This is a genomic window from Arthrobacter sp. BE255, assembly GCF_031457335.1.
Classification (GTDB): Bacteria; Actinomycetota; Actinomycetes; order Actinomycetales; family Micrococcaceae; genus Arthrobacter.
Genome location: NZ_JAVDWK010000003.1, coordinates 282170 through 301241, shown reverse-complemented (window position 1 = coordinate 301241; position 19072 = coordinate 282170). Strand labels below are relative to the sequence as shown.

The window sequence follows — 19072 nt, the reverse complement described above, 5'->3', positions numbered from 1 at the left end:
GCGTTCGGCGCTTTGGAACTATCAATACATCCGAACCTGATACGCAGCGTGTCCAGTAGAACTGATCGGACTGCAGATTCTTCCGTTAGGACCCAGGGATACGCACTGTCCTTTTTCCGGTGCCTGGCCGCCACTTCCGAGGCCCGTACGCGTCGCCCCAGATGGCGATCGAATACCGGGCACTTCGCAAAAACAGAAAGTGCGGACCTTCTACCTATTTCCTGAGCTCCTAGCGCAGAAGTACGACGCCGTTTTCAAACCCGGCGGCCTCGAGCAGGCGCAGGTCCTGCCGGTCTTCGAAGACGCGCATTCCCTTGCTGCCCTGCTCCTAGGCCCCGGGCAGATGAGCGGCAACGGCACCCTCTCCCCCGGCCTGAATATCGGCCTTACGCATGCTCGTACATCCCGCATCGGATTGCCCCAGCACAGGTCCACTCCGGGTGGATCTCTGCGTCCTGATGGCGCCGGCCCAACGGCTTCATCATGCTTGATTCCCTCCGATCAGGATGGATCTCGTCACCCTGTTGACGGCTGATGTGATGCAAGATACAGTTACACCAAGTTATACGAATAACCGACTGAAATTACCGAAGGCCCAAGGAGGTGCCCATGGCTGGATCACGGCCCAAATCAGGACCGACAATGCACGACGTCGCTGCTGCTGCCGGCGTTTCACAGGCCACCGTTTCCTTGGTGCTGAACTCGGCCGCAGGGTCGCGTTTTTCCGAGGATACCCGCAAGCGCGTTCGGGACGCCGTGAACCGGCTCGGCTACCGCACCAACGCCCACGCCAAAGTCCTCCGCGAAGGCGTCGCCGGCATGATCGGGTTCATCGGCGATTCCGTGGCCACTACTCCCTTTGCCGGCGCCATCATCGAAGGCGCGCAGCAGCGGGCCTGGGAGGACGGGCTTCTGCTGCTCACCGTGAACACCGGCGGCGACAGGGACCTCGAGGCCGCATCCCTGGACACGATGCTCTCCTACAAAGTTGCCGGCGTCGTCTACGCCGCCATGTACCACCGTCGCCTGGACGTTCCTGAGGCCCTGACCGGCGTCAGGTCCGTGGTGCTGAATTCCCAGGACCGGGCCGGCCGGGTACCGAGCGTCGCACCGGACGAGGTCAAGGGCGGCTACGCAGCCACGCGCCGGTTGCTCCAGGCCGGCCACAGCAGGATCGCACTGATCAACATTGAAACCCTTGAAAGCGGCCTTCCTGCCGCAGTCGGCCGGTACGAGGGCTACTGCGCTGCACTTGCGGAAGCGGGACTGGACGTGGATCCGGCACTGGTCCGCTTCGGCCAAGGCGGCGAGGAACATGGCTACAAGTACGCGATGGAGCTACTGACCTCAGCCAACCCGCCCACTGCGATTTTCTGCGCCAACGACCGTGGCGCCTGGGGCGCCTACCAGGCCGTATCGGACCTGCGGCTCTCAATTCCCGGGGACGTGTCCATTGTGGGCTTCGATAATCAGGCAACCCTGGCACCGTTCCTCCGGCCGGGACTGACCACCTTTGAATTGCCGTTCGTCGCCATGGGCCGGCGCGCGGTTGAACTGATCCTCCAGGATGCGGAACCCGACGGCCGGGTCGAGCTGATGGACTGCCCTTTGATTGAACGTAATTCCGTGACTAACCCTAAGGAGATGCCATGAGCCGCACCATCCCGGCCCGACGCGGTCGTCCTGTTGCGGCACCGTTGCCGCAACGAAAAAATTCTCTGTCGCTCCGCCTCAAGAGGATTTCCCGCGCCTGGCAGTTATACGTATTACTCGCCCCGGCGATCGTCTACATCCTGGTCTTCAAGTACTGGCCGATGTATGGCGTGCAGATCGCGTTCAAGAACTACAACCCAGTGGACGGCTTCACGGACAGCCCGTGGGTGGGCCTGACGCACTTCATCAGGTTCATGAACTCTTACCAGTTCGGCCAGGTCGTCGGCAACACCCTGTGGATCGCCGTCCTGGGACTCCTGGTGGCCTTCCCAATCCCGATCATCCTGGCGCTGCTGGTGAACCAACTCCAGAGCGAGAGGTTCAAGAAGTTCACCCAGACTGTGCTGTATTCGCCCGCGTTCATCTCCACCGTCGTGGTGGTGGGCATCATGTTCGTGGTCCTTTCCCCCAGGTCGGGGCTGGTGAACAACGCGATCCAGCTCGGCGGCGGTGAGCCGGTCTTCTTCATGGGTTCCGCGGAGTGGTTCCGGCCCATCTATGTCATCTCGGATGTCTGGCAGAACGCCGGCTTCTCGATGATCGTGTATCTCGCAGCCCTTGCCGCCATCGACCCGGCGCTGCATGACGCAGCCAAGGTCGACGGCGCCTCGAAGCTGCAGCGCATCCGGCACATTGATCTGCCGGGCATCATGCCGGTGGTGACGATCCTGTTCATCCTGGCCATCGGCAACCTGCTCAACGTCGGTTTCGAGAAGGCGCTGCTGATGCAGACGCCGCTCAACCTCTCGACTTCGGAGATCATCCAGACCTACGTCTACCACGCGGGCCTGCAGCAGGCGCAGTTCAGCTACTCGGCCGCCATCGGCCTGTTCAATTCCCTCCTCAACCTGGCGCTGCTTCTCGTCTTCAACACGATCGCGCGCCGGGCCAACCAAGCGACCCTGTGGTGATGCCGACATGTCCCTGACAACCAACCCACGTACTCTCAACAACCCGAACCGGGCCATCAGCCCCGGCCGCCCCAGGCGGACGCTGCGGGACCGCTACGGTGACCGTGCGTTCAACGTCGCTGCGACCACGGTCCTGCTGCTGTCCATCCTGGCCGTTGTGTACCCGCTGTACTTCATCGTTATCGCCTCCATCAGCGACCCGAACGCCGTCTACGAAGGCAAGGTCTGGCTGTTCCCCTCCGGTGTTACAACGGAGGGCTACGAACGGATTTTCGCCGACAGCCGGATCTGGAACGGCCTGGGCAACACGGTCATCTACACCGTCCTCGGAACCGCCATCAGCGTCAGCACTATCCTCTGCGGCGCGTACGCACTGTCCCGCAAGGACATGCCCGGCCGCAAGATCCTCATGCTCCTGTTCGTCATCACCATGTTCTTCGACGGCGGCCTCATCACCAAGTACCTGGTGGTCCGGGACCTGGGCATGCTGGACACCGTCTGGGCAGTGGTCCTGCCGGGAGCGGTGGGCGTATGGAACCTGATCATCGCCAGGTCATTCTTTGAACACACGATCCCCAACGAACTGCGCGAAGCCGCCCAGATGGACGGGGCAACTGACTTCAAATTCTTCTTTCAAATGGTGCTCCCCCTATCCAAGCCGCTGATCATGCTCATGATCATGGTCCACGTCGTAGCCCAGTGGAACTCGTTCTTCGACGCGCTGATCTTCCTCAACGACGACTCGAAGTACCCGCTGCAGCTCGTCCTGCGGAACATCCTCATCCAGTCAGATGTCTCATCAGCCGGAACCACCGGCGGAGACATCGAATCCTATGCGGCAGCGCAACGGATCGCAGAGCTCACCAAGTACGCCATGATCGTCGTCTCGAGTCTGCCACTGATGATTGCCCTGCCATTCATGCAGAAGCACTTCACCAAGGGCGCCATGATCGGCGCCGTCAAATAACCGTCCCCTCGCAGCAACCCAGATGCAGCATCCCCACCTCAGAATAGGAATGACCATGGCATTTAGCCGTAAATTCGCCGCCCTCGGCGCCGTCCTGGCCGGAACATTGATGTTCACCGCCTGCTCCGGCGGCGGCTCAGGCACCACGGAGATCAAAGACGCCTCCGCTGACTTCGGCTTCCAGGAAACAGGCTTCCCGATCGTCAGCAAGCAGCTCGACCTGACGTTCTCCGGCACGAAGGCAGCGCTTGCCCCGGACTACAACACCATGACCGTGGTGAAGGAATGGGAAAAGGCCACCAACGTCCACATCAACTGGGAGAACCTGCCCGAAACGGTCTTCAAGGAAAAGAAGAACCTCATCCTCGCCAGCGGCGACCTGCCCGATGCCTTCTTCAATTCGGGGCTGACCGACGCCGAGATCGCCACCTACTCGGCCAGCGGCACCCTCATCCCGCTTGAGGGGCTCATCGACAAAAACGCCCCGAACCTCTCCAAACTGCTCTCTGACCGGCCGGACATCAAGGGAGCCATCACCTCTTCGGACGGGCACATCTACTCCCTGCCGTCGGTGGAAGAGCTCGGCCTGGTCCAGTTCCCCAACGAACTGGCCATCAACACCGCCTGGCTGAAGAAGCTCAACATCCCGATGCCGAAAACCATCGATGAGTTCCACGACGCACTGCTCGCATTCAAAACCCGGGACGCCTCCGGGACCGGTAAGACCATACCGTTGAGCTTTATGCCAGGTTCCTGGTGCGGGGACATCGTTGACCTGATCGCCGCCCTCGGCGGAGTACCGGACAACATGGACCACCGCATCGTGAAGGACGACAAAGTCATCTTCACTCCCACCCAGGACGGCTACAAAAAGGCCATCCAGACCCTGCACGAGTGGTACCAGCAAGGCCTGATCGATCCGGAGTCCTTCTCCCAGGATGACAAGGCGTACCTGGCCAAGGGCAAGGCCGCAACGGAAAACCTCGGCTCCTTCGTCTGGTGGGAAATCCCCGAAATGGTCGGCGCGGACCGCGCCAACAACTACTCCCTGGTCCCGGTCCTGGAAGGCGTGGACGGCAAGCGCATCGCCAGCCAGTCCAACAACCAGGAAATCGCCCGCGGCGCCTTCGCCATCACCCGGACCAACAAATACCCGGCCGCAACCATGCGCTGGGCAGACAACCTCTACGACCCCATCCAGTCAGCCCAGGCCAACTGGGGACCGATCGGCGAAACCCTGCAAAAGGACGCCAGCGGCATCCTGACCCAGATCCCCGCCCCGGCAGGGACAAGCGAGGGCGAACGGCGCCAAAAGGTCGCGCCCGGCGGCCCGAAAGCCAACACCGCCGAGAACTTCAAGAACGTTGTGGCCCCCGAACCCCGCGCCGCCGCACGCCAGAAGACAGTGGAAGAGAACTACAAGCCCTTCGCCGCCAACGACGGGTACCCGCCGGTGGCGCTGTCCACCGAGGAACTCCAGCAGATCGGCACCATCGAAACGGACGCCGCGTCCTTGGTCAAGCAGAACATGGCCAAGTGGATCGTCTCCGGCGGCATTGAGCAGGAATGGGACGGCTACGTCGCCCAGCTCAAGAACGTCGGCGTCGACAAAATGATCGAGGTCTACCAGCAGGCCTACGACCGCTACAAGAAAAACTCCTAACACCGAAGTACCCGGGTGGGCCGGTGCATACCGGCCCACCCAACCCCAGGGAGGCCCCAGACAGGTGTTCCCACCCGACCCGCACAGAAACGAGACCCCGCCTTCATGACTGCCGCGACCGCCACCACGGCCGACACCTTCCGCCCGGCGCTGCACTACGCCACCCGGAACACCTGGCTCAATGACCCCAACGGCCTGATCTTTCATGAAGGTCTCTACCACCTCTACTACCAGAACAACCCGCTGGACAACGTCTGGGGAAACATGTCCTGGGGTCACGCCACCTCCCCTGACTTGGTCACTTGGACCGAACACCCCGTCGCCATCGCCTGCGACGATGACGAAGACATCTTCTCCGGCAGCATCGTTTTCGACCGGGACAACACCAGCGGATTCGGCACCGACTCGGCGCCGCCCCTGGTCGCCGTCTACACCAGCGCATTCAAACCCGGCTCCAGGCATGCGGGGCTCCAGGCGCAGTCGCTGGCCTACAGCCGCGACGGCGGCTACACCTGGACCAAACACTCGGCCAACCCCGTTCTGAGCCGCGGCTCAGCAGAGTTCCGCGACCCCAAAGTCATCAGGTACGACGGCGGCGCCGGCAGCTACTGGGTCATGGTCGCCGTGGAAGCCACGGACTTCCAGGTGGTGCTCTACAAATCCGACGACCTCAGGGCATGGGAGCCGCTGAGCACTTTCGGCCCGGCGAACGCCACCGGAGGCGTCTGGGAATGCCCGGACCTTTTCCCCCTCCCAGTGGACGGGGATCCGGGAAACCTGAAGTGGGTCCTCACCGTCAACCTCAACCCGGGCGGTCCCAACAACGGCTCTGCGGGGCAGTACTTCGTCGGAGACTTCGACGGGACGACGTTCACCTCCGCCACCACCGTGACCGAAGGGCACCAGGACCCCGCCCGGCTGGGCGAGTATCAGTGGCTGGACTGGGGCCGGGACTACTACGCCGCTGTATCCTTCAGCGACGCCCCCGACAACCGCCGCCTCATGATCGCCTGGATGAACAACTGGGAATACGCCAACCAGATCCCCACCTCGCCGTGGCGCAGCCCCATGACCCTGGCCCGCGAAGTATCACTCCGGACCGTCGACGGACGTCCCCGCCTGATCCAACAGGCCACCGGCGATTTCGAAGCAATTTCCGGGGCCGGCCAGTCATTCACCCTTGCGGCTACGGAACTGTCGGACTGCACGCGTGTCCTGGACGGGGCGGCAGGCAGCGTCCAGCGGATCGAGGCGACCTTCACCCCAGGAAACGCCCAGGAATTCGGGCTCATCGTCCGTGGCAACGGAGCCCACGGAACCCGGATCGGCATCCGACCCGTCCCCGGCACCCTCCATGTTGACCGCCGCACCTCCGGGCGGACGGACTTCCACCCATCCTTCCCTTCCATCGACACCGCCCCCATCCGTACGATCAACGGCTCGTACAAACTCACCATCTACGTGGACCGCTGCTCCGTTGAAATCTTCGCCCAGGACGGCCAGGTCACCATGACGGAACTGATCTTTCCCGCACCCACCAGCACCGACGTCGCCGTCTATGCCTTGGGCGGCACAGCAACCGTCAGCAGCCTGGACATCACCCGCTACGCCTAGCTCGGTCCTGGTTCCGCGGGTTTCGTCCCAACGTGGCTGTTACGCGTGGCCGCTTAGCGCCGCGGACGAACACCCGCACCGGCAACGGCTCCCAGGGCGGCTCCAACAAACATGCCCACGAACGGGCTCTGGAAGATAGCCAGGCCGAGCGCGATGCCGAGGGCAGCGCCGACCAGTGTGCCGATCCACAACGGTTTGTTCATCGGCGGGCCGCCGGAATGGTGCTACCCCTCATAGGCTGTTTGAAGTGCGGCGATATCAAGCTTGCGCATTCCCAGCATCGCCTGCATGGCGCGCTGGGCGCCCTCGGGGTCCGGCCCGCCGATCAGCGATCCGAGCACCGACGGCACAATCTGCCAGGACACACCATAGCGGTCCGTTAGCCAGCCGCACTGGCTCTCGGCGCCGCCGTCGGTCAGCGCCGCCCAGTAGCGGTCCACCTCCGCTTGGCCCTCGCAGTCAACGACGAAGGAGACCGCCTCGGTGAAGTTGGACGGCGCTCCCCCGTTCAGAGCCAGGAACCTGCGCCCTTCGATCTCAAATTCAGCGGTAATTACCCCACCCGCGGGACCGGGGCCGCCCTCGCCGTAGCGTGAGACCTCCAGGATTCGGGAGTCGTCAAAGACTGAGACATAGAACTCGGCGGCTTCTTCGGCCTGGTTCTCGAACCACAGGCAAGTGGAAATCTGCATGGGTGCTCCTTTCCGGCTCGAGCCTAGTCCGGGGGCGGTACCTGCACAACGGCCGGAGCACGCCTGCTGACCAGCCCCACAGTGTTCCCTTCAGAGTCCTTAATGAAGGCCATCCACTCGTCGGTGCCGGCAGGTCCCAGCTTGCCGTCGGCATGGTGGAAGATCACGTGCGGTGCGGCAACAATCTCCACACCGCTGTCCTGCAGCGTCCGGACAGTGGAGGCGACGTCGTCCACCTCCAAATAGAGCACTGACGACGGCGCGCCGCGCTCCAGCAGCAGCCTGACGCCGTCGAGATCGAAGAACAGCAGCCCGGGAGGGTCAAAGACTGCGGTGGGCTCCACTCCCGTCAATTTGGCGTAGAACGCAGCTGCGCGCGGAAGGTCATGGGCTTGCTGGGCCACCTGAATCAAGCGCACGGTGCCTCCCGGGTGATATGCCGCACAGTCTGTCCTGCAATCTTCCGCAATCCCGGACCCCGGAGCAACCATGGCTTCCCGGCCGCCGTCGCCGCAACGCTAGGCTCGAAGCCATGACTTCCCAGACCCAGCAACACACGCCTAACAGCGGCCGGCAGGCCGTCATTGCCGCAGCCCTGGCCGATATGGTCCTGATCCTGGTTTTCGCCGCGATCGGGAGGGACGCACACCAGCGGGGCGACATCATCACCGGAGTGTTCCTCACCGCCTGGCCCTTCCTGGCCGGCGCGGCCATCGCCTGGCTGGCGGGCCGGGTACGGCGGCGTCCGCTCTCACTATCGGCCGGCGTCATCGTGTGGCTGGGCGCTGTTGCGGGCGGCATGATCCTTCGGGCAGTGACAGGCCAGACAGTGGTGGTGGCCTTCGTCATTGTGGCATTGCTGAGCCTGGGGCTGTTCCTGGTGGGGTACCGTGCGTTGCTTGCATTGGTGCGCAGGCTCAGAAGGTCCTGACGCGGCCGTGAAACCTGGCCTGCGGACCGTGCCCATGTAATAGGCTGGCAGGACTGAACAGTCTTGCCGGGCACTGCTACGGCGCAACAGATCCGGAAGGATTGAAAGTGATCACCGCATTCGTTCTGATCAAAACCGACGCCGCCCGCATTCCCGAAACCGCGGAGGAAATCTCCGCGATCCAGGGCATCAGCGAGGTGTACTCGGTCACCGGTGAATGGGACCTTATCGCGGTCGCCAGGGTAGCCAGGCATGAGGACCTGGCCGACGTCATTGCCGACCGCCTCTCCAAAGTTCCGGCCGTGGTCCACACCACCACGCATATCGCCTTCCGCGCGTACTCCCAGCACGATCTCGACGCCGCTTTCGCTCTTGGCTTCGAGCAGTAGCAGCTTAGGTTAACCAAGCAGGGCCCGGCTTCCAGCCGGGCCCTGCTCCTGTATGTGGGGGTTCCTTATCCGTGGCTCAGCGAGACCCAGCGGTCGAGGACAGCCGCCGCGGCACCGGAGTCCACAGAGGCGGCCGCGCGATCAAGCGCTGAACGCATGCGCTCCAGGAAGTCGCCGTCGGCCGAACGGTCGAAGGCCACCAGGCCCGCAGCGGCGTTGAGCAGGACGGCATCCCGTGCGGGTCCGGGGTGGCCGGCCAGGACATCACGCACGACGGCGGCGTTCACCTGTGCGTCTCCGCCGCGAAGTTCCTCGACGGTCGCGCGGCGGATGCCCAGATCGGCGGGCGAAAACTCCAGTTCCGTCACACGGCCGTCCCTGATTTCCCAGACGGTGGACGGGCCGGTGGTGGTCAGTTCGTCGAGGCCGTCATTGCCCCGGAACACAAGGCCACGACTGCCCCGCCGGGCCAGCACCCCGGCGACCAGCGGCGCCATTCTGGCGTTGGCCACTCCGACGGCCGAGGCCTGGACCTTGGCAGGGTTGGTCAGCGGGCCCAGGAAGTTGAAGGCGGTGGGAATGGCCAGTTCCCTGCGCGGAACCGCCGTGTGGCGGAACGAGGGGTGGAACACCTGGGCGAAGCAGAACGTGATTCCCGCCTCTTCCGCATTCCGGGCAACCTGGCTGATGGGCAGGTCAAGCCGGACCCCGAGCGCCTCCAGAACATCGGCGGAACCCGAGGAGGACGACGACGCGCGGTTGCCGTGCTTGACCACCTTGGCGCCTGCGCCCGCCGCCACCAGGGCGGCCATGGTGGAGATGTTCACCGTGTTCAGCTGGTCCCCGCCGGTGCCCACGATGTCGAGCTTCTCACCGGAAATAATGACCGGATTCGCGTGGCCCAGCATGGCTTCGACCAGGCCCGAGAGCTCCTCCACGGTTTCGCCCTTGGCGCTGAGTGCAACCAGGAAACCGGCGATCTGGGCGGGCGTCGCTTCCCCCGACATGATGGTGTCCATGGCCCACGCCGTGTTGTCAGCGGTAAGGTCCGCGCCACTGATGAGAGCCGAGATGAGCCGCGGCCAGGTATTGCCTGCCGCCGGTGCCGATGCGAGTGAAGTCACTCCCTGATGCTATCGACCGACGCCGCGCCCTGACCAATGTGAACCCCTCCGGGAACTTTTCCCGGTGATTTCGCGTCTTTGTAGAAAAAGTCCCCCCAAAAGGCGGTTTGCGTTGGGAAGTACGGACTTTTATAGACATAATGTCTATGTGACATCTGCGACCCATGCCCCCAGTACCCCGGCGCACCCCACGCTGAACCGCCCCAATATGGTTTCCGTTGGAACCGTAGTGTGGCTGTCCAGCGAGTTGATGTTCTTCGCCGGTCTCTTCGCCATGTACTTCACACTGCGCTCCACGAGCGGACAGATGTGGGCGGAAGAGACGGCCAAGCTCAACTTCCCCTTTGCGCTCGTAAACACGATTGTCCTCGTGGCCAGTTCCTTTACTTGCCAGATGGGCGTCTTCGCCGCCGAACGGCTGCAGCCCCGGAAGTCCGGCGGCCCGTTCCAGTTCTCCCGGTGGGGCATGAACGAATGGTTCACGCTGACGTTCCTCATGGGCGGCTTCTTCGTGGCCGGCCAGGCCACCGAGTACGCGATGCTCGTTTCCGAGCACGTTTCGCTGTCTTCCAACGCGTACGGCTCCGCCTTCTACATCACGACCGGCTTCCACGGCCTCCACGTCATCGGCGGCCTCATCGCCTTCCTCTTCATCATGGGCCGCTCCTTCGCGGCGAAGAAGTTCGGCCACTTTGAGGCGACGTCAGCGATCGTCACGTCGTACTACTGGCACTTTGTGGATGTCGTGTGGATTGGCCTCTTCCTGGTCATCTACGTACTCAAGTAGTCAAGCTTTGATTCTTTTTCTACAAGAGGCAGAATTTCAAGAAGCGGCTCTCGGAGCCGGCGCAGGATCGAATAAAGGAACCACCACGTGAAGGCACTCTCGCAAAAGCGACGTCACCCGCTAGCAGCAATAGCGCTGCTCCTGATGGGGCTCCTCGTCACGGGTGGGCTGTACGCCGTTGCCACAACCGTCAACGAGGCGAAGGCATCCACCACCAGCTACAGCGCCAATGACACCGCCGAAGGCGAGAAGCTCTTCGCAGCGAACTGCGCCACCTGCCACGGAATGGGTGCCAGCGGCACCCAGGACGGTCCCTCCCTCGTCGGCGTTGGTGCCGCGGCGGTTGACTTCCAGGTGGGCACCGGACGCATGCCGATGCAGATGAACGGACCCCAGGCTTACAAGAAGCCGGCCCAGTTCAACGACGAGCAGACCCACCAGCTTTCAGCCTACGTAGCTTCCCTGGGAGCCGGCCCGGCAATCCCTGAAGAACACCTGCTCGATGGCCAGGGCAACGCCGCCGAAGGTGGCGAGCTCTTCCGCGTGAACTGCGCAATGTGCCACAACGCCGCCGCTGCCGGTGGCGCCCTGACGCGCGGCAAGTTCGCGCCCGCCCTGGCTGACGTCTCCGAGAAGCACATCTACGAGGCCATGGTCACCGGCCCGCAGAACATGCCTGTATTCAACGACGCCAACGTCTCCCCTGAAGGCAAGCGCGACATCATCACCTTCCTCAAGCAGATCGAAGCCAATGGCTCCCCCGGCGGGGCAGACCTCGGAGCCCTCGGCCCCGTATCGGAAGGCCTGTTTGTCTGGGTTGCAGGACTGGGCGTCATTATTGCGTTCACCATCTGGCTGACGTCGCGGACGTCCTAGGCGCTCCGCAACACCATTAGAACTCCTGCTGATCCGTCAGCAGTTTGAAATTGCAAAACTAACTCGGCATAAGCCGGGACGAGAGAAGGATGAGGCGAATTATGGGCAACCATAGTGACGGCAGTCCGAACCACTCGGGCACCGTAGCTACGGCTGGTCAGAATGAGGTGGAGAAGTTCCAGGATCCTGGGCTTCCTCCGCACCGTTTGCGCCTGGCTGACACGGACCCGAAGGCCGCCAAGCGTGCAGAACGGCAGGTCGCCCTACTTTTTGGCACCTCCGTTGTCGGCACACTGATCTTCCTGGTGGCTTATTTCGCCATCGACCTGGGTGAAGGCGCCGACATCGCCACCATCCGGCTTCAGAACGCACTGCTCGGCGTGGGCACCGCCTTTGCCATGCTCGGCATCGGCACGGGCATCGTTCACTGGGCCAAGGCCCTGATGCCGGACCATGAAGTCTCCGAGGAACGCCACGCGATCCGCACGGAGGAAGACCGGCAGGCAGCAGTCCGCATCGTCGACGACATTGTGGACGAAACGGGCATCAAGCGCCGCCCGCTGATCCGCAACACCCTCCTTGGGGCTGTGGCGCTGGCACCCCTTCCCGCCCTGGCCATCTTCGGCGACCTGGGCCCGCGCCCGGACAAGAAGCTGTCGCACACCATGTGGGCACCGGTTGAAGGCAAGCTCAAGCGCCTCACCCGGGACCCCGACGGAACGCCCATCAAGGCATCCGATGTGACCCTCGGCTCGGCGTTCCACGTCATCCCCGAAGGCCTCAATGAACTCCATGAGGGAAAGCTCAACGAAAAGGCCAAGGCCGTTGTGCTCCTCATGCGTCTGGACCCCGCATCGCTTAACCCTTCAGAGGGCCGCGAAGACTGGGGTTACAACGGAATCGTTGCCTATTCCAAGATCTGCACCCACGTTGGCTGCCCCGTTGCTCTGTACGAGCAGCAGACGCACCACCTGCTGTGCCCGTGCCACCAGTCCACCTTTGACCTCACACAAGAGTGCAAAGTGATCTTTGGCCCCGCCAGCCGGCCACTCCCCCAGCTGCCGATCGCAGTTGACGACGAGGGCTACCTGGTCGCTACCAGCGACTTCAAAGAACCTGTTGGACCGAGTTACTGGGAGCGTGATGAGCATGAGCGCATCATCAACAGCTAAAGCCCCCGCCTTCGTCGCCACGACTAAAGCCGGACGCATCACCGATTTCGTCGATGCACGCGTTGGAGGCTCCGGAATCCTGCGGGAATTCGGACGCAAGGTTTTCCCCGACCACTGGTCGTTTATGTTTGGCGAGGTGGCGCTGTATTCCTTCGTCATCCTGCTGCTGTCGGGTACGTTCCTGACGTTCTTCTTCGACCCGTCCATGGCGGAGACGCACTACGACGGCTCGTACATCCCGCTGCAGAACGTTGAAATGTCGGTGGCGTACAGCTCGTCCCTGGACATCTCCTTCGATGTCCGTGGCGGCCTGTTCATGCGCCAGGTCCACCACTGGTCGGCCCTGCTGTTCGTGGCGTCCATCGCGGTCCACATGCTCCGCGTCTTCTTCACCGGCGCCTTCCGCAAACCGCGTGAAATGAACTGGGTTGTCGGCGGCGTCCTCCTGATCCTGGCCATGGCTGCCGGCTTCACGGGCTACTCCCTCCCCGATGACCTGCTCTCCGGCAACGGCCTGCGCATCATCGACGGCGTGATCAAGTCCATTCCGGTGATCGGCACGTACACCTCGTTCTTCCTCTTCGGAGGCGAGTTCCCGGGCACCGCCGTTATCGGCCGCCTGTACATGCTGCACATCCTGCTGGTCCCGGCACTGATCCTGCTGATGATCGTCCTGCACCTGTTCATGGTGGTTGTGCACAAGCACACCCAGTACCCCGGCCCGGGCCGCAACGACGGCAACGTCGTTGGCTACCCCCTGGGTCCGGTCTACGCGGCGAAGGCCGGCGGCTTCTTCTTCATCGTGTTCGGTGTTGTGGCCCTCATGGCAGCGTTCTTCACCATCAACCCGATCTGGAACTACGGCCCGTACGACCCCTCACCGGTGTCCGCAGGTACCCAGCCCGACTGGTACATCGGCTTCGTCGACGGCGCCCTGCGCCTGATGCCCGGTGTGATCGGCGACTTCCACTTTGAGTACGTCGTCTTCGGATACACGCTGACGCTGAACGTCCTGCTGCCGGCCCTGGTCCCGGCAGGCATCCTGTTCACGGTGATGTTCATGTACCCGTGGATCGAAAGCTGGATCACCAAGGACAACCGCGAACACCACGTCCTGGACCGTCCGCGCAACGCCCCGACCCGCACCGCCATCGGCGTTGCAGGCTTCGTCTGGTACTGCGTCATGTGGGCGGCAGCAGGTTCTGACCTCATCGCCACGCACTTCCACGTGTCGCTGAACGATGTGACCTACTGGCTCCGGACGTTGTTCTTCATCGGACCGGTCATCGCCTACATCGTCGCCAAGCGAGTGGCACTGGCACTCCAGCGAAAAGACCGGGAAATCGCACTCCACGGCCGCGAAACCGGCCGGATTGTGCGCCTTCCGCATGGAGAGTTCATCGAAGTCCACGCACCGCTCGATGAGTACAAGCGCTACAAGCTGGTCGGCTTCGAGTCCCCGGCTCCGCTGCCCGCCGTACCCAACGATCACGGCATCGTGACGCGTAAGGAAAAGCAGCGGGCGTTCCTGTCCAGGTGGTTCTTCGAGGACCGGGTCGCCCCCGCAACTCCGGCAGAGCTGGAGGCCGCACACGGCCACCACGCCCCTGCAGTGGAAGCCGCCGAGGAAAGCAAGAGCCTCAGCCACTAAGGCAACCTGTTCTGAATACAACGCGAAAGGCCCGGTCCAATTGGACCGGGCCTTTCGCGTTAGGCGGTGCCAGGCGAAACCTGGCGAAGCCCGGATCAGGTGTTGCGATAGCCGGACCCATGGTGCCGCGCCGGCCTGGCCCCCGGCCGCTGCAGCGGCACCCAAAGCTTGTAGCGGTCGGCTCGGTAGTACGAAACCGAATAGTCCACCATGGCCCGTGCCACGAAGGCATGACGCTGGATCTTGAGCAGCGGCGCGCCCACGTCCACATTCAGCAGGCGGGCAGTGGAAGGCGATGCAGCGGTGGCTTCGATCATGTCCTCGCCCCATTCCATAACAAGGCCGAACTGCTCGCTCAGGACGTTGTACAGCGACGTGGGCGGCTCGCCATCCAACAGGCCAGGGACGCGGTGGGCCGGGATGAAGTTCTCATCAACGCTCATTGGCTCACCGTCCGCCAGCAAAAGCCGGCGGAACCGGACCAGCGGGGTGCCTTCGTCGAGCTGGAGTTCGCGTGCCAGGAATGCACTGGCAGCAATCTGCTCGAAACTCAGGACCTTGGCGGCGGGCACCATTCCGCGGCGCTGCATCTCTTCGCTGTAGGAGGTGAGCTTGACCTGCAGGTCCAGCTTGGGCTTCCGGACGAACGTGCCCAGCCCCACGACGCGCTCGATGACCTCTTCGCCCACCAGCGCGTCAATGGCCTGGCGTACGGTCATTCTGGCGAGGCCGAAACGTTCGGCCAGGTCCCGCTCCGAAGGCAGTGCAGACCCCGGCGGGCAGGACTTCGCGATGTATTGCCGCAGAATCTCACGGAGCTGGATGTAGATCGCGGTTCCGCTGCTTCGATCAATTTCACCGGCAACTCCGGCCGCGTTAGCGGCCACGATGCCCGGTCCCTGCTGGTGTATTCACCCTTCAATCTTAAGTCAAAGGCCAGCAGGTCTAGACCGGCACCGTGAGTTCCTGCCGCCGTTTGGGCGGACCCGCATCCCGACGGCTATATTGGACAGGAAATTTATCGTCTTGCGGAGGGGGCCGTCCGGGAAAAGGAGTTGCGTTGCCAGTTCACAAGGCAGTGGTATCGGCGTCCATCGGCCTGCATGCCCGGCCTGCTGCGATGTTCGTCAGGGCCGTTACCGATACCGGACTGCCGGTGACCATCAGCAAAGCCGGCTTCCAGGGGGTAGACGCCCGGTCGTTGCTGGAAGTGATGACCGCCGACTTCCACCACGGCTGCGAAGTGGTGCTCAGCGTCAGTGATTCGGCCGTGGAAGCCCCCCACGGGCTCCAGGCCGCTGAAGCGGCCCTCCTGTCCCTTGCAGAGCTTTTAGAGTCCCAGGGAGCCCGCTAGGGCTCACCAAGCGTACTTAACCAATAACGACGTCGGGCCCCACCTTTCGGTGGGGCCCGACGTCGTTAAGTTCTTGCTGTACTCAGCCCGGGGTGCCTAGTGGGCGTGGTCCCCGCGGCTGTATTCGTAGACCCAGCCAACGAGCGCCACAACGGCGAGACCGGCTGCGATGAACGTAATCCAGAAGCCCACGGCCAGGCCAAGGAAACCGCCCGCGCATGCCAGGCCCAGGACCAGGGGCCACCAGCTCCAGGGGCTGAAGTGGCCCTGCTCGCCGGCACCCTCGTGGATCTCGGCGTCGTTGCGGTCCTCGGGGCGCATGCCGACGCGCTTGCCGGTGAAGCCCAGGTAGCCGCCGATCATTCCGGCCAGGCCGCCCACCAGGAGAATACCCAGCGTGCCAACCCATTCATGCCAGTTGGTCAGGAACCCGTAAACCAGGGAGACCGGCACGAAGAAGAAGACTCCGGCTCCAAAAATCCATGATTCGATCTTCACTTGGCGGTGTCCTTCTGGTCGGCGTTACCGAGCACCGCTGCGGCTGCAGACGGGGACTCGACGGTGTGGATCTGCGCCAGTTCAGGGTGGTGCAGGTCCAATGCGGGGCGTTCCGAGCGGATCCGCGGCAGCGACGTGAAGTTGTGGCGCGGCGGCGGGCAGGACGTGGCCCATTCGAGCGAGGCTCCAAAGCCCCAGGGGTCATCGACCTCGACACGCTCTGAGCTGCGCCAGGTGATGTACACATTCCAGAAGAACGGGATCAGCGATGCGCCCAGGACGAAGGAGGAGATGGTGGAGAACTGGTTCATCCAGGTGAAGTTGTCCTCCACCAGGTAATCCGCGTAGCGGCGGGGCATGCCTTCGACGCCCAGCCAGTGCTGGATGAGGAAGGTTCCGTGGAAGCCGAGGAACAGGAGCCAGAAGTGGATCTTGCCGAGGCGTTCGTTGAGCATCTTGCCGGTCCACTTCGGCCACCAGAAGTAAAAGCCAGCGAACATCGCGAAGACCACGGTGCCGAACACCACGTAGTGGAAGTGCGCCACCACGAAGTAGGAGTCGGAGACGTGGAAGTCCAGCGGCGGTGACGCCAGGATAATGCCCGTCAGACCGCCGAAGAGGAAGGTGATCAGGAAGCCAATGCTCCAGAGCATCGGAGTCTCGAACGTGATCGAGCCCCGCCACATGGTGCCGATCCAGTTGAAGAACTTCACGCCGGTAGGAACTGCGATGAGCATGGTCATGAAGGCGAAGAACGGCAGCAGCACCGAACCGGTGACGTACATGTGGTGCGCCCACACGGTCACGGACAGCGCGGCGATGGCGATGGTGGCGTAGACCAGGCCCTTGTAGCCGAAGATCGGTTTCCGGCTGAAGACCGGGAAGATCTCCGAGACGATGCCGAAGAACGGCAGGGCGATGATGTAGACCTCGGGGTGGCCGAAGAACCAGAACAGGTGCTGCCACAGGACCGCGCCGCCGTTCTCCGGGTCGAAGATGTGCGCGCCGAAGCGGCGGTCTGCACCGAGGGCGAACAGGGCGGCAGCCAGGGGCGGGAACGCCATGAGGACCAGGATGGCCGTGACCAGGGTGTTCCAGGTGAAGATCGGCATCCGCCACATGGTCATGCCCGGGGCACGCATGCAGATGATCGTGGTGATGAAGTTGACCGCACCGAGGATGGTGCCGAAGCCTGACAGCGCCAGGCCGAAGACCCACAGGTCACCGCCGATGCCGGGGCTGAACGTGGTGTTCGACAGTGGTGCGTACGCGAACCAGCCGAAGGAAGCAGCACCCTGGGGGGTGATGAAGCCGGAGACCGCGATGGTGGAACCAAAGAGGAAGAACCAGAAAGCCAGGGCGTTCAGCCGCGGGAACGCAACGTCGGGCGCACCGATCTGCAGCGGCATGATCACGTTCGCGAACCCTGCGAACAGCGGGGTGGCGAACATCAGCAGCATCACGGTGCCGTGCATCGTGAAGAGCTGGTTGTACTGCTCCTTGGTCTGCAGGATCTGCATGCCGGGCTCGAACAGCTCGGCACGGATCAGCAGGGCCATCACGCCGCCGAAGCAGAAGAACACAAAGGAGGCGATCAGGTACATGTACCCGATGGTCTTGTGGTCGGTGGAGGTGATCCAGTTGACGACGATGCGTCCCTTGGATTTGGGAACCACGGGAGCCGTCAGGACTCCGGTGGGTGCGGATTGAGTGTACGTAGCCACGTCGCTCCCCTTACTTAATTTCGTTCAGGTTCGGGTTGCGGTCGTACTCTTCGCCGAGGAGACCCGTGTTGCCTGAGTCGCGCAGTTCGTCCATGTGGGCCGCGAATTCAGCCTCGGACACCACTTTCACGCGGAACAGCATTTCGGAGTGGTACTCGCCACAGAGTTCGGCGCACTTGCCGTCGTAGGTGCCCTCTTTGGTGGGGGTGAACCTGATGTAGTTGGTCTTGCCCGGGATCATGTCGCGCTTCTGCAGGAAGGCGGGAACCCAGAACGAGTGGATGACATCGCGGGAGTTCAGCTCTACGTCCACGGACTTGCCAACGGGCAGGTACAGCGTGGGGAGCTTCTCTTTGTCGATGGTGTCGCCGGTGAGGTGCGCCTGGACACCGGCTTCGTGGACGTCCTCTTCGACGACGTCGCCGGACTTGTAGTTGAAGTCCCAGGCCCACTGCTTGCCACGGACGTCCACAACGACGTCGGCGGGCTGTGAGCGGTCATCAATGGCCTGCTGGTCGCGGTCGGTGAAGTAGAAGAACACCAGGACCATGAACAGCGGGATTGTCAGGTAAAAGACCTCAAGCGGCAGGTTGAAGCTGATCTGCTTGGGAAAGCCCTTGGTCCCCTTGCGGCGGCGGTAGGCAACCAGGCACCAGACGATCAATCCCCAAGTAATGATGCCCACAACCAGTGCGGCGATCCATGAGTTGACCCAGAGGTCCATGATCCGGTCGGTGTGATTGGTGGTGCCACGCTCGGTGGGCAGCCACCCCTTCTCTACCTCTGGCGAACATCCAGTCAAAACCAACGCGCCGGCAAGTGCCAAGCCTGAGATCGAAGTGATCGTTTTGCGTCGGCTGCCGGTTCGGTTCTGCGAACTCACAGACGGCCCTTCCTACTTGTTGCTGTTGCCCGGCAACGTTGGCTGCCCGGGCACACTAAAAGTTTTACTACTCGGTGTAGAGCTTACCGCTCCGCCGGGCGTTTCGCCCACATGTCGGCACAG

General features: G+C 62.9%; 20 protein-coding genes. 12 read left to right on the top strand and 8 right to left on the bottom strand.

Annotated features, from left to right (window positions below; genetic code table 11):
* The first annotated feature begins 609 nt into the window (after positions 1 to 609).
* The 5 genes from J2X42_RS07705 (at position 610) to J2X42_RS07685 (ending at position 6868) form a co-directional block, all read left to right on the top strand.
* Complete coding sequence (locus J2X42_RS07705; RefSeq protein ID WP_310163856.1) at positions 610 to 1653, top strand: LacI family DNA-binding transcriptional regulator; 1044 nt, start codon at positions 610 to 612, stop codon at positions 1651 to 1653.
* Positions 1650 to 2624 (top strand): ABC transporter permease subunit, encoded by a 975-nt coding sequence (locus J2X42_RS07700; protein ID WP_310163855.1) that lies wholly within the window; start codon positions 1650 to 1652, stop codon positions 2622 to 2624. The genes J2X42_RS07705 and J2X42_RS07700 overlap by 4 nt, the downstream gene beginning before the upstream one ends.
* 7 nt (positions 2625 to 2631) lie before the next feature.
* Positions 2632 to 3591, top strand: a complete 960-nt coding sequence (locus tag J2X42_RS07695; RefSeq protein ID WP_310163853.1) for a carbohydrate ABC transporter permease — start codon at positions 2632 to 2634, stop codon at positions 3589 to 3591.
* A gap of 55 nt (positions 3592 to 3646) precedes the next feature.
* Positions 3647 to 5254 (top strand): ABC transporter substrate-binding protein, encoded by a 1608-nt coding sequence (locus J2X42_RS07690; protein ID WP_310163851.1) that lies wholly within the window; start codon positions 3647 to 3649, stop codon positions 5252 to 5254.
* A 105-nt stretch (positions 5255 to 5359) separates the two neighbouring features.
* Positions 5360 to 6868, top strand: coding sequence for a glycoside hydrolase family 32 protein (locus tag J2X42_RS07685; RefSeq protein WP_310163849.1), 1509 nt, complete (start codon positions 5360 to 5362; stop codon positions 6866 to 6868).
* 53 nt (positions 6869 to 6921) lie between these two features.
* Here the strand turns inward: J2X42_RS07685 and J2X42_RS07680 are convergent, their stop codons facing one another.
* From J2X42_RS07680 to J2X42_RS07670, 3 genes are read right to left on the bottom strand one after another with little or no spacing between them, the layout of a single operon-like run.
* Positions 6922 to 7071, bottom strand: coding sequence for a glycine zipper domain-containing protein (locus J2X42_RS07680; protein ID WP_310163847.1), 150 nt, complete (start codon positions 7069 to 7071; stop codon positions 6922 to 6924).
* Positions 7072 to 7092: 21 nt separating this feature from the next.
* A complete protein-coding gene (locus J2X42_RS07675) occupies positions 7093 to 7560 on the bottom strand; it encodes a VOC family protein (protein WP_310163846.1) in 468 nt (155 codons plus the stop codon).
* 23 nt (positions 7561 to 7583) lie between these two features.
* Positions 7584 to 7979: a VOC family protein gene (locus J2X42_RS07670; protein WP_310163844.1), complete on the bottom strand. Its 396-nt coding sequence runs from the start codon at positions 7977 to 7979 to the stop codon at positions 7584 to 7586.
* Between the two features lie 113 nt (positions 7980 to 8092).
* On the opposite strand from J2X42_RS07670, the gene J2X42_RS07665 reads away from it, so the two are divergent.
* Positions 8093 to 8491 carry a DUF3054 domain-containing protein gene (locus J2X42_RS07665; protein ID WP_310163841.1) on the top strand — a complete coding sequence of 133 codons (399 nt, stop codon included), beginning with the start codon at positions 8093 to 8095 and terminating at the stop codon, positions 8489 to 8491.
* 107 nt (positions 8492 to 8598) lie between these two features.
* Positions 8599 to 8880: an Lrp/AsnC family transcriptional regulator gene (locus J2X42_RS07660; RefSeq protein WP_066291441.1), complete on the top strand. Its 282-nt coding sequence runs from the start codon at positions 8599 to 8601 to the stop codon at positions 8878 to 8880.
* A gap of 65 nt (positions 8881 to 8945) precedes the next feature.
* Here the strand turns inward: J2X42_RS07660 and trpD are convergent, their stop codons facing one another.
* Positions 8946 to 10004: an anthranilate phosphoribosyltransferase gene (gene trpD, locus J2X42_RS07655; protein ID WP_310163839.1), complete on the bottom strand. Its 1059-nt coding sequence runs from the start codon at positions 10002 to 10004 to the stop codon at positions 8946 to 8948.
* Between the two features lie 148 nt (positions 10005 to 10152).
* Here trpD and J2X42_RS07650 point away from each other — a divergent pair, with 148 nt between their 5' ends.
* The 4 genes from J2X42_RS07650 (at position 10153) to J2X42_RS07635 (ending at position 14490) form a co-directional block, all read left to right on the top strand.
* Positions 10153 to 10791, top strand: coding sequence for a heme-copper oxidase subunit III (locus J2X42_RS07650; RefSeq protein WP_207307733.1), 639 nt, complete (start codon positions 10153 to 10155; stop codon positions 10789 to 10791).
* A gap of 87 nt (positions 10792 to 10878) precedes the next feature.
* Positions 10879 to 11667: a cytochrome c gene (locus tag J2X42_RS07645; protein ID WP_310163836.1), complete on the top strand. Its 789-nt coding sequence runs from the start codon at positions 10879 to 10881 to the stop codon at positions 11665 to 11667.
* Positions 11668 to 11768: 101 nt separating this feature from the next.
* Entirely contained in the window at positions 11769 to 12839 is a 1071-nt protein-coding gene (locus J2X42_RS07640) for a Rieske 2Fe-2S domain-containing protein (RefSeq protein WP_310163833.1), read from the top strand.
* The gene (locus J2X42_RS07635) at positions 12817 to 14490 is read left to right on the top strand and encodes a ubiquinol-cytochrome c reductase cytochrome b subunit (RefSeq protein ID WP_310163832.1); all 1674 of its coding nucleotides are present in this window, start codon (positions 12817 to 12819) and stop codon (positions 14488 to 14490) included. The genes J2X42_RS07640 and J2X42_RS07635 overlap by 23 nt, the downstream gene beginning before the upstream one ends.
* A 95-nt stretch (positions 14491 to 14585) precedes the next feature.
* On the opposite strand, the gene J2X42_RS07630 is transcribed toward J2X42_RS07635, so the two are convergent.
* Complete coding sequence (locus J2X42_RS07630) at positions 14586 to 15377, bottom strand: GntR family transcriptional regulator (RefSeq protein WP_310163830.1); 792 nt, start codon at positions 15375 to 15377, stop codon at positions 14586 to 14588.
* A gap of 173 nt (positions 15378 to 15550) precedes the next feature.
* Here J2X42_RS07630 and J2X42_RS07625 point away from each other — a divergent pair, with 173 nt between their 5' ends.
* Positions 15551 to 15844: an HPr family phosphocarrier protein gene (locus J2X42_RS07625; RefSeq protein ID WP_310163828.1), complete on the top strand. Its 294-nt coding sequence runs from the start codon at positions 15551 to 15553 to the stop codon at positions 15842 to 15844.
* 96 nt (positions 15845 to 15940) lie between these two features.
* Here J2X42_RS07625 and J2X42_RS07620 read toward each other — a convergent pair whose 3' ends face one another.
* The 3 genes from J2X42_RS07620 to coxB are packed head-to-tail and all read right to left on the bottom strand — an operon-like array spanning position 15941 to position 18949.
* A complete protein-coding gene (locus tag J2X42_RS07620) occupies positions 15941 to 16342 on the bottom strand; it encodes a cytochrome c oxidase subunit 4 (protein WP_310163826.1) in 402 nt (133 codons plus the stop codon).
* The gene (ctaD, locus tag J2X42_RS07615) at positions 16339 to 18066 is read right to left on the bottom strand and encodes a cytochrome c oxidase subunit I (RefSeq protein ID WP_310163825.1); all 1728 of its coding nucleotides are present in this window, start codon (positions 18064 to 18066) and stop codon (positions 16339 to 16341) included. The genes J2X42_RS07620 and ctaD overlap by 4 nt, the downstream gene beginning before the upstream one ends.
* Positions 18067 to 18076: 10 nt before the next feature.
* Entirely contained in the window at positions 18077 to 18949 is an 873-nt protein-coding gene (gene coxB, locus J2X42_RS07610) for a cytochrome c oxidase subunit II (RefSeq protein WP_310163824.1), read from the bottom strand.
* Positions 18950 to 19072: the final 123 nt, after the last annotated feature.

Coding starts and splice junctions, on each gene's coding strand:
- J2X42_RS07690 (WP_310163851.1), top strand. CDS start 3,647: ATGGCATTTAGCCGTAAATTCGCCGCCCTCGGCGCCGTCCTGGCCGGA.
- J2X42_RS07665 (WP_310163841.1), top strand. CDS start 8,093: ATGACTTCCCAGACCCAGCAACACACGCCTAACAGCGGCCGGCAGGCC.
- J2X42_RS07675 (WP_310163846.1), bottom strand. CDS start 7,560: ATGCAGATTTCCACTTGCCTGTGGTTCGAGAACCAGGCCGAAGAAGCC.
- J2X42_RS07695 (WP_310163853.1), top strand. CDS start 2,632: ATGTCCCTGACAACCAACCCACGTACTCTCAACAACCCGAACCGGGCC.
- J2X42_RS07680 (WP_310163847.1), bottom strand. CDS start 7,071: ATGAACAAACCGTTGTGGATCGGCACACTGGTCGGCGCTGCCCTCGGC.
- J2X42_RS07685 (WP_310163849.1), top strand. CDS start 5,360: ATGACTGCCGCGACCGCCACCACGGCCGACACCTTCCGCCCGGCGCTG.
- J2X42_RS07635 (WP_310163832.1), top strand. CDS start 12,817: ATGAGCGCATCATCAACAGCTAAAGCCCCCGCCTTCGTCGCCACGACT.
- J2X42_RS07640 (WP_310163833.1), top strand. CDS start 11,769: ATGGGCAACCATAGTGACGGCAGTCCGAACCACTCGGGCACCGTAGCT.
- J2X42_RS07700 (WP_310163855.1), top strand. CDS start 1,650: ATGAGCCGCACCATCCCGGCCCGACGCGGTCGTCCTGTTGCGGCACCG.
- J2X42_RS07705 (WP_310163856.1), top strand. CDS start 610: ATGGCTGGATCACGGCCCAAATCAGGACCGACAATGCACGACGTCGCT.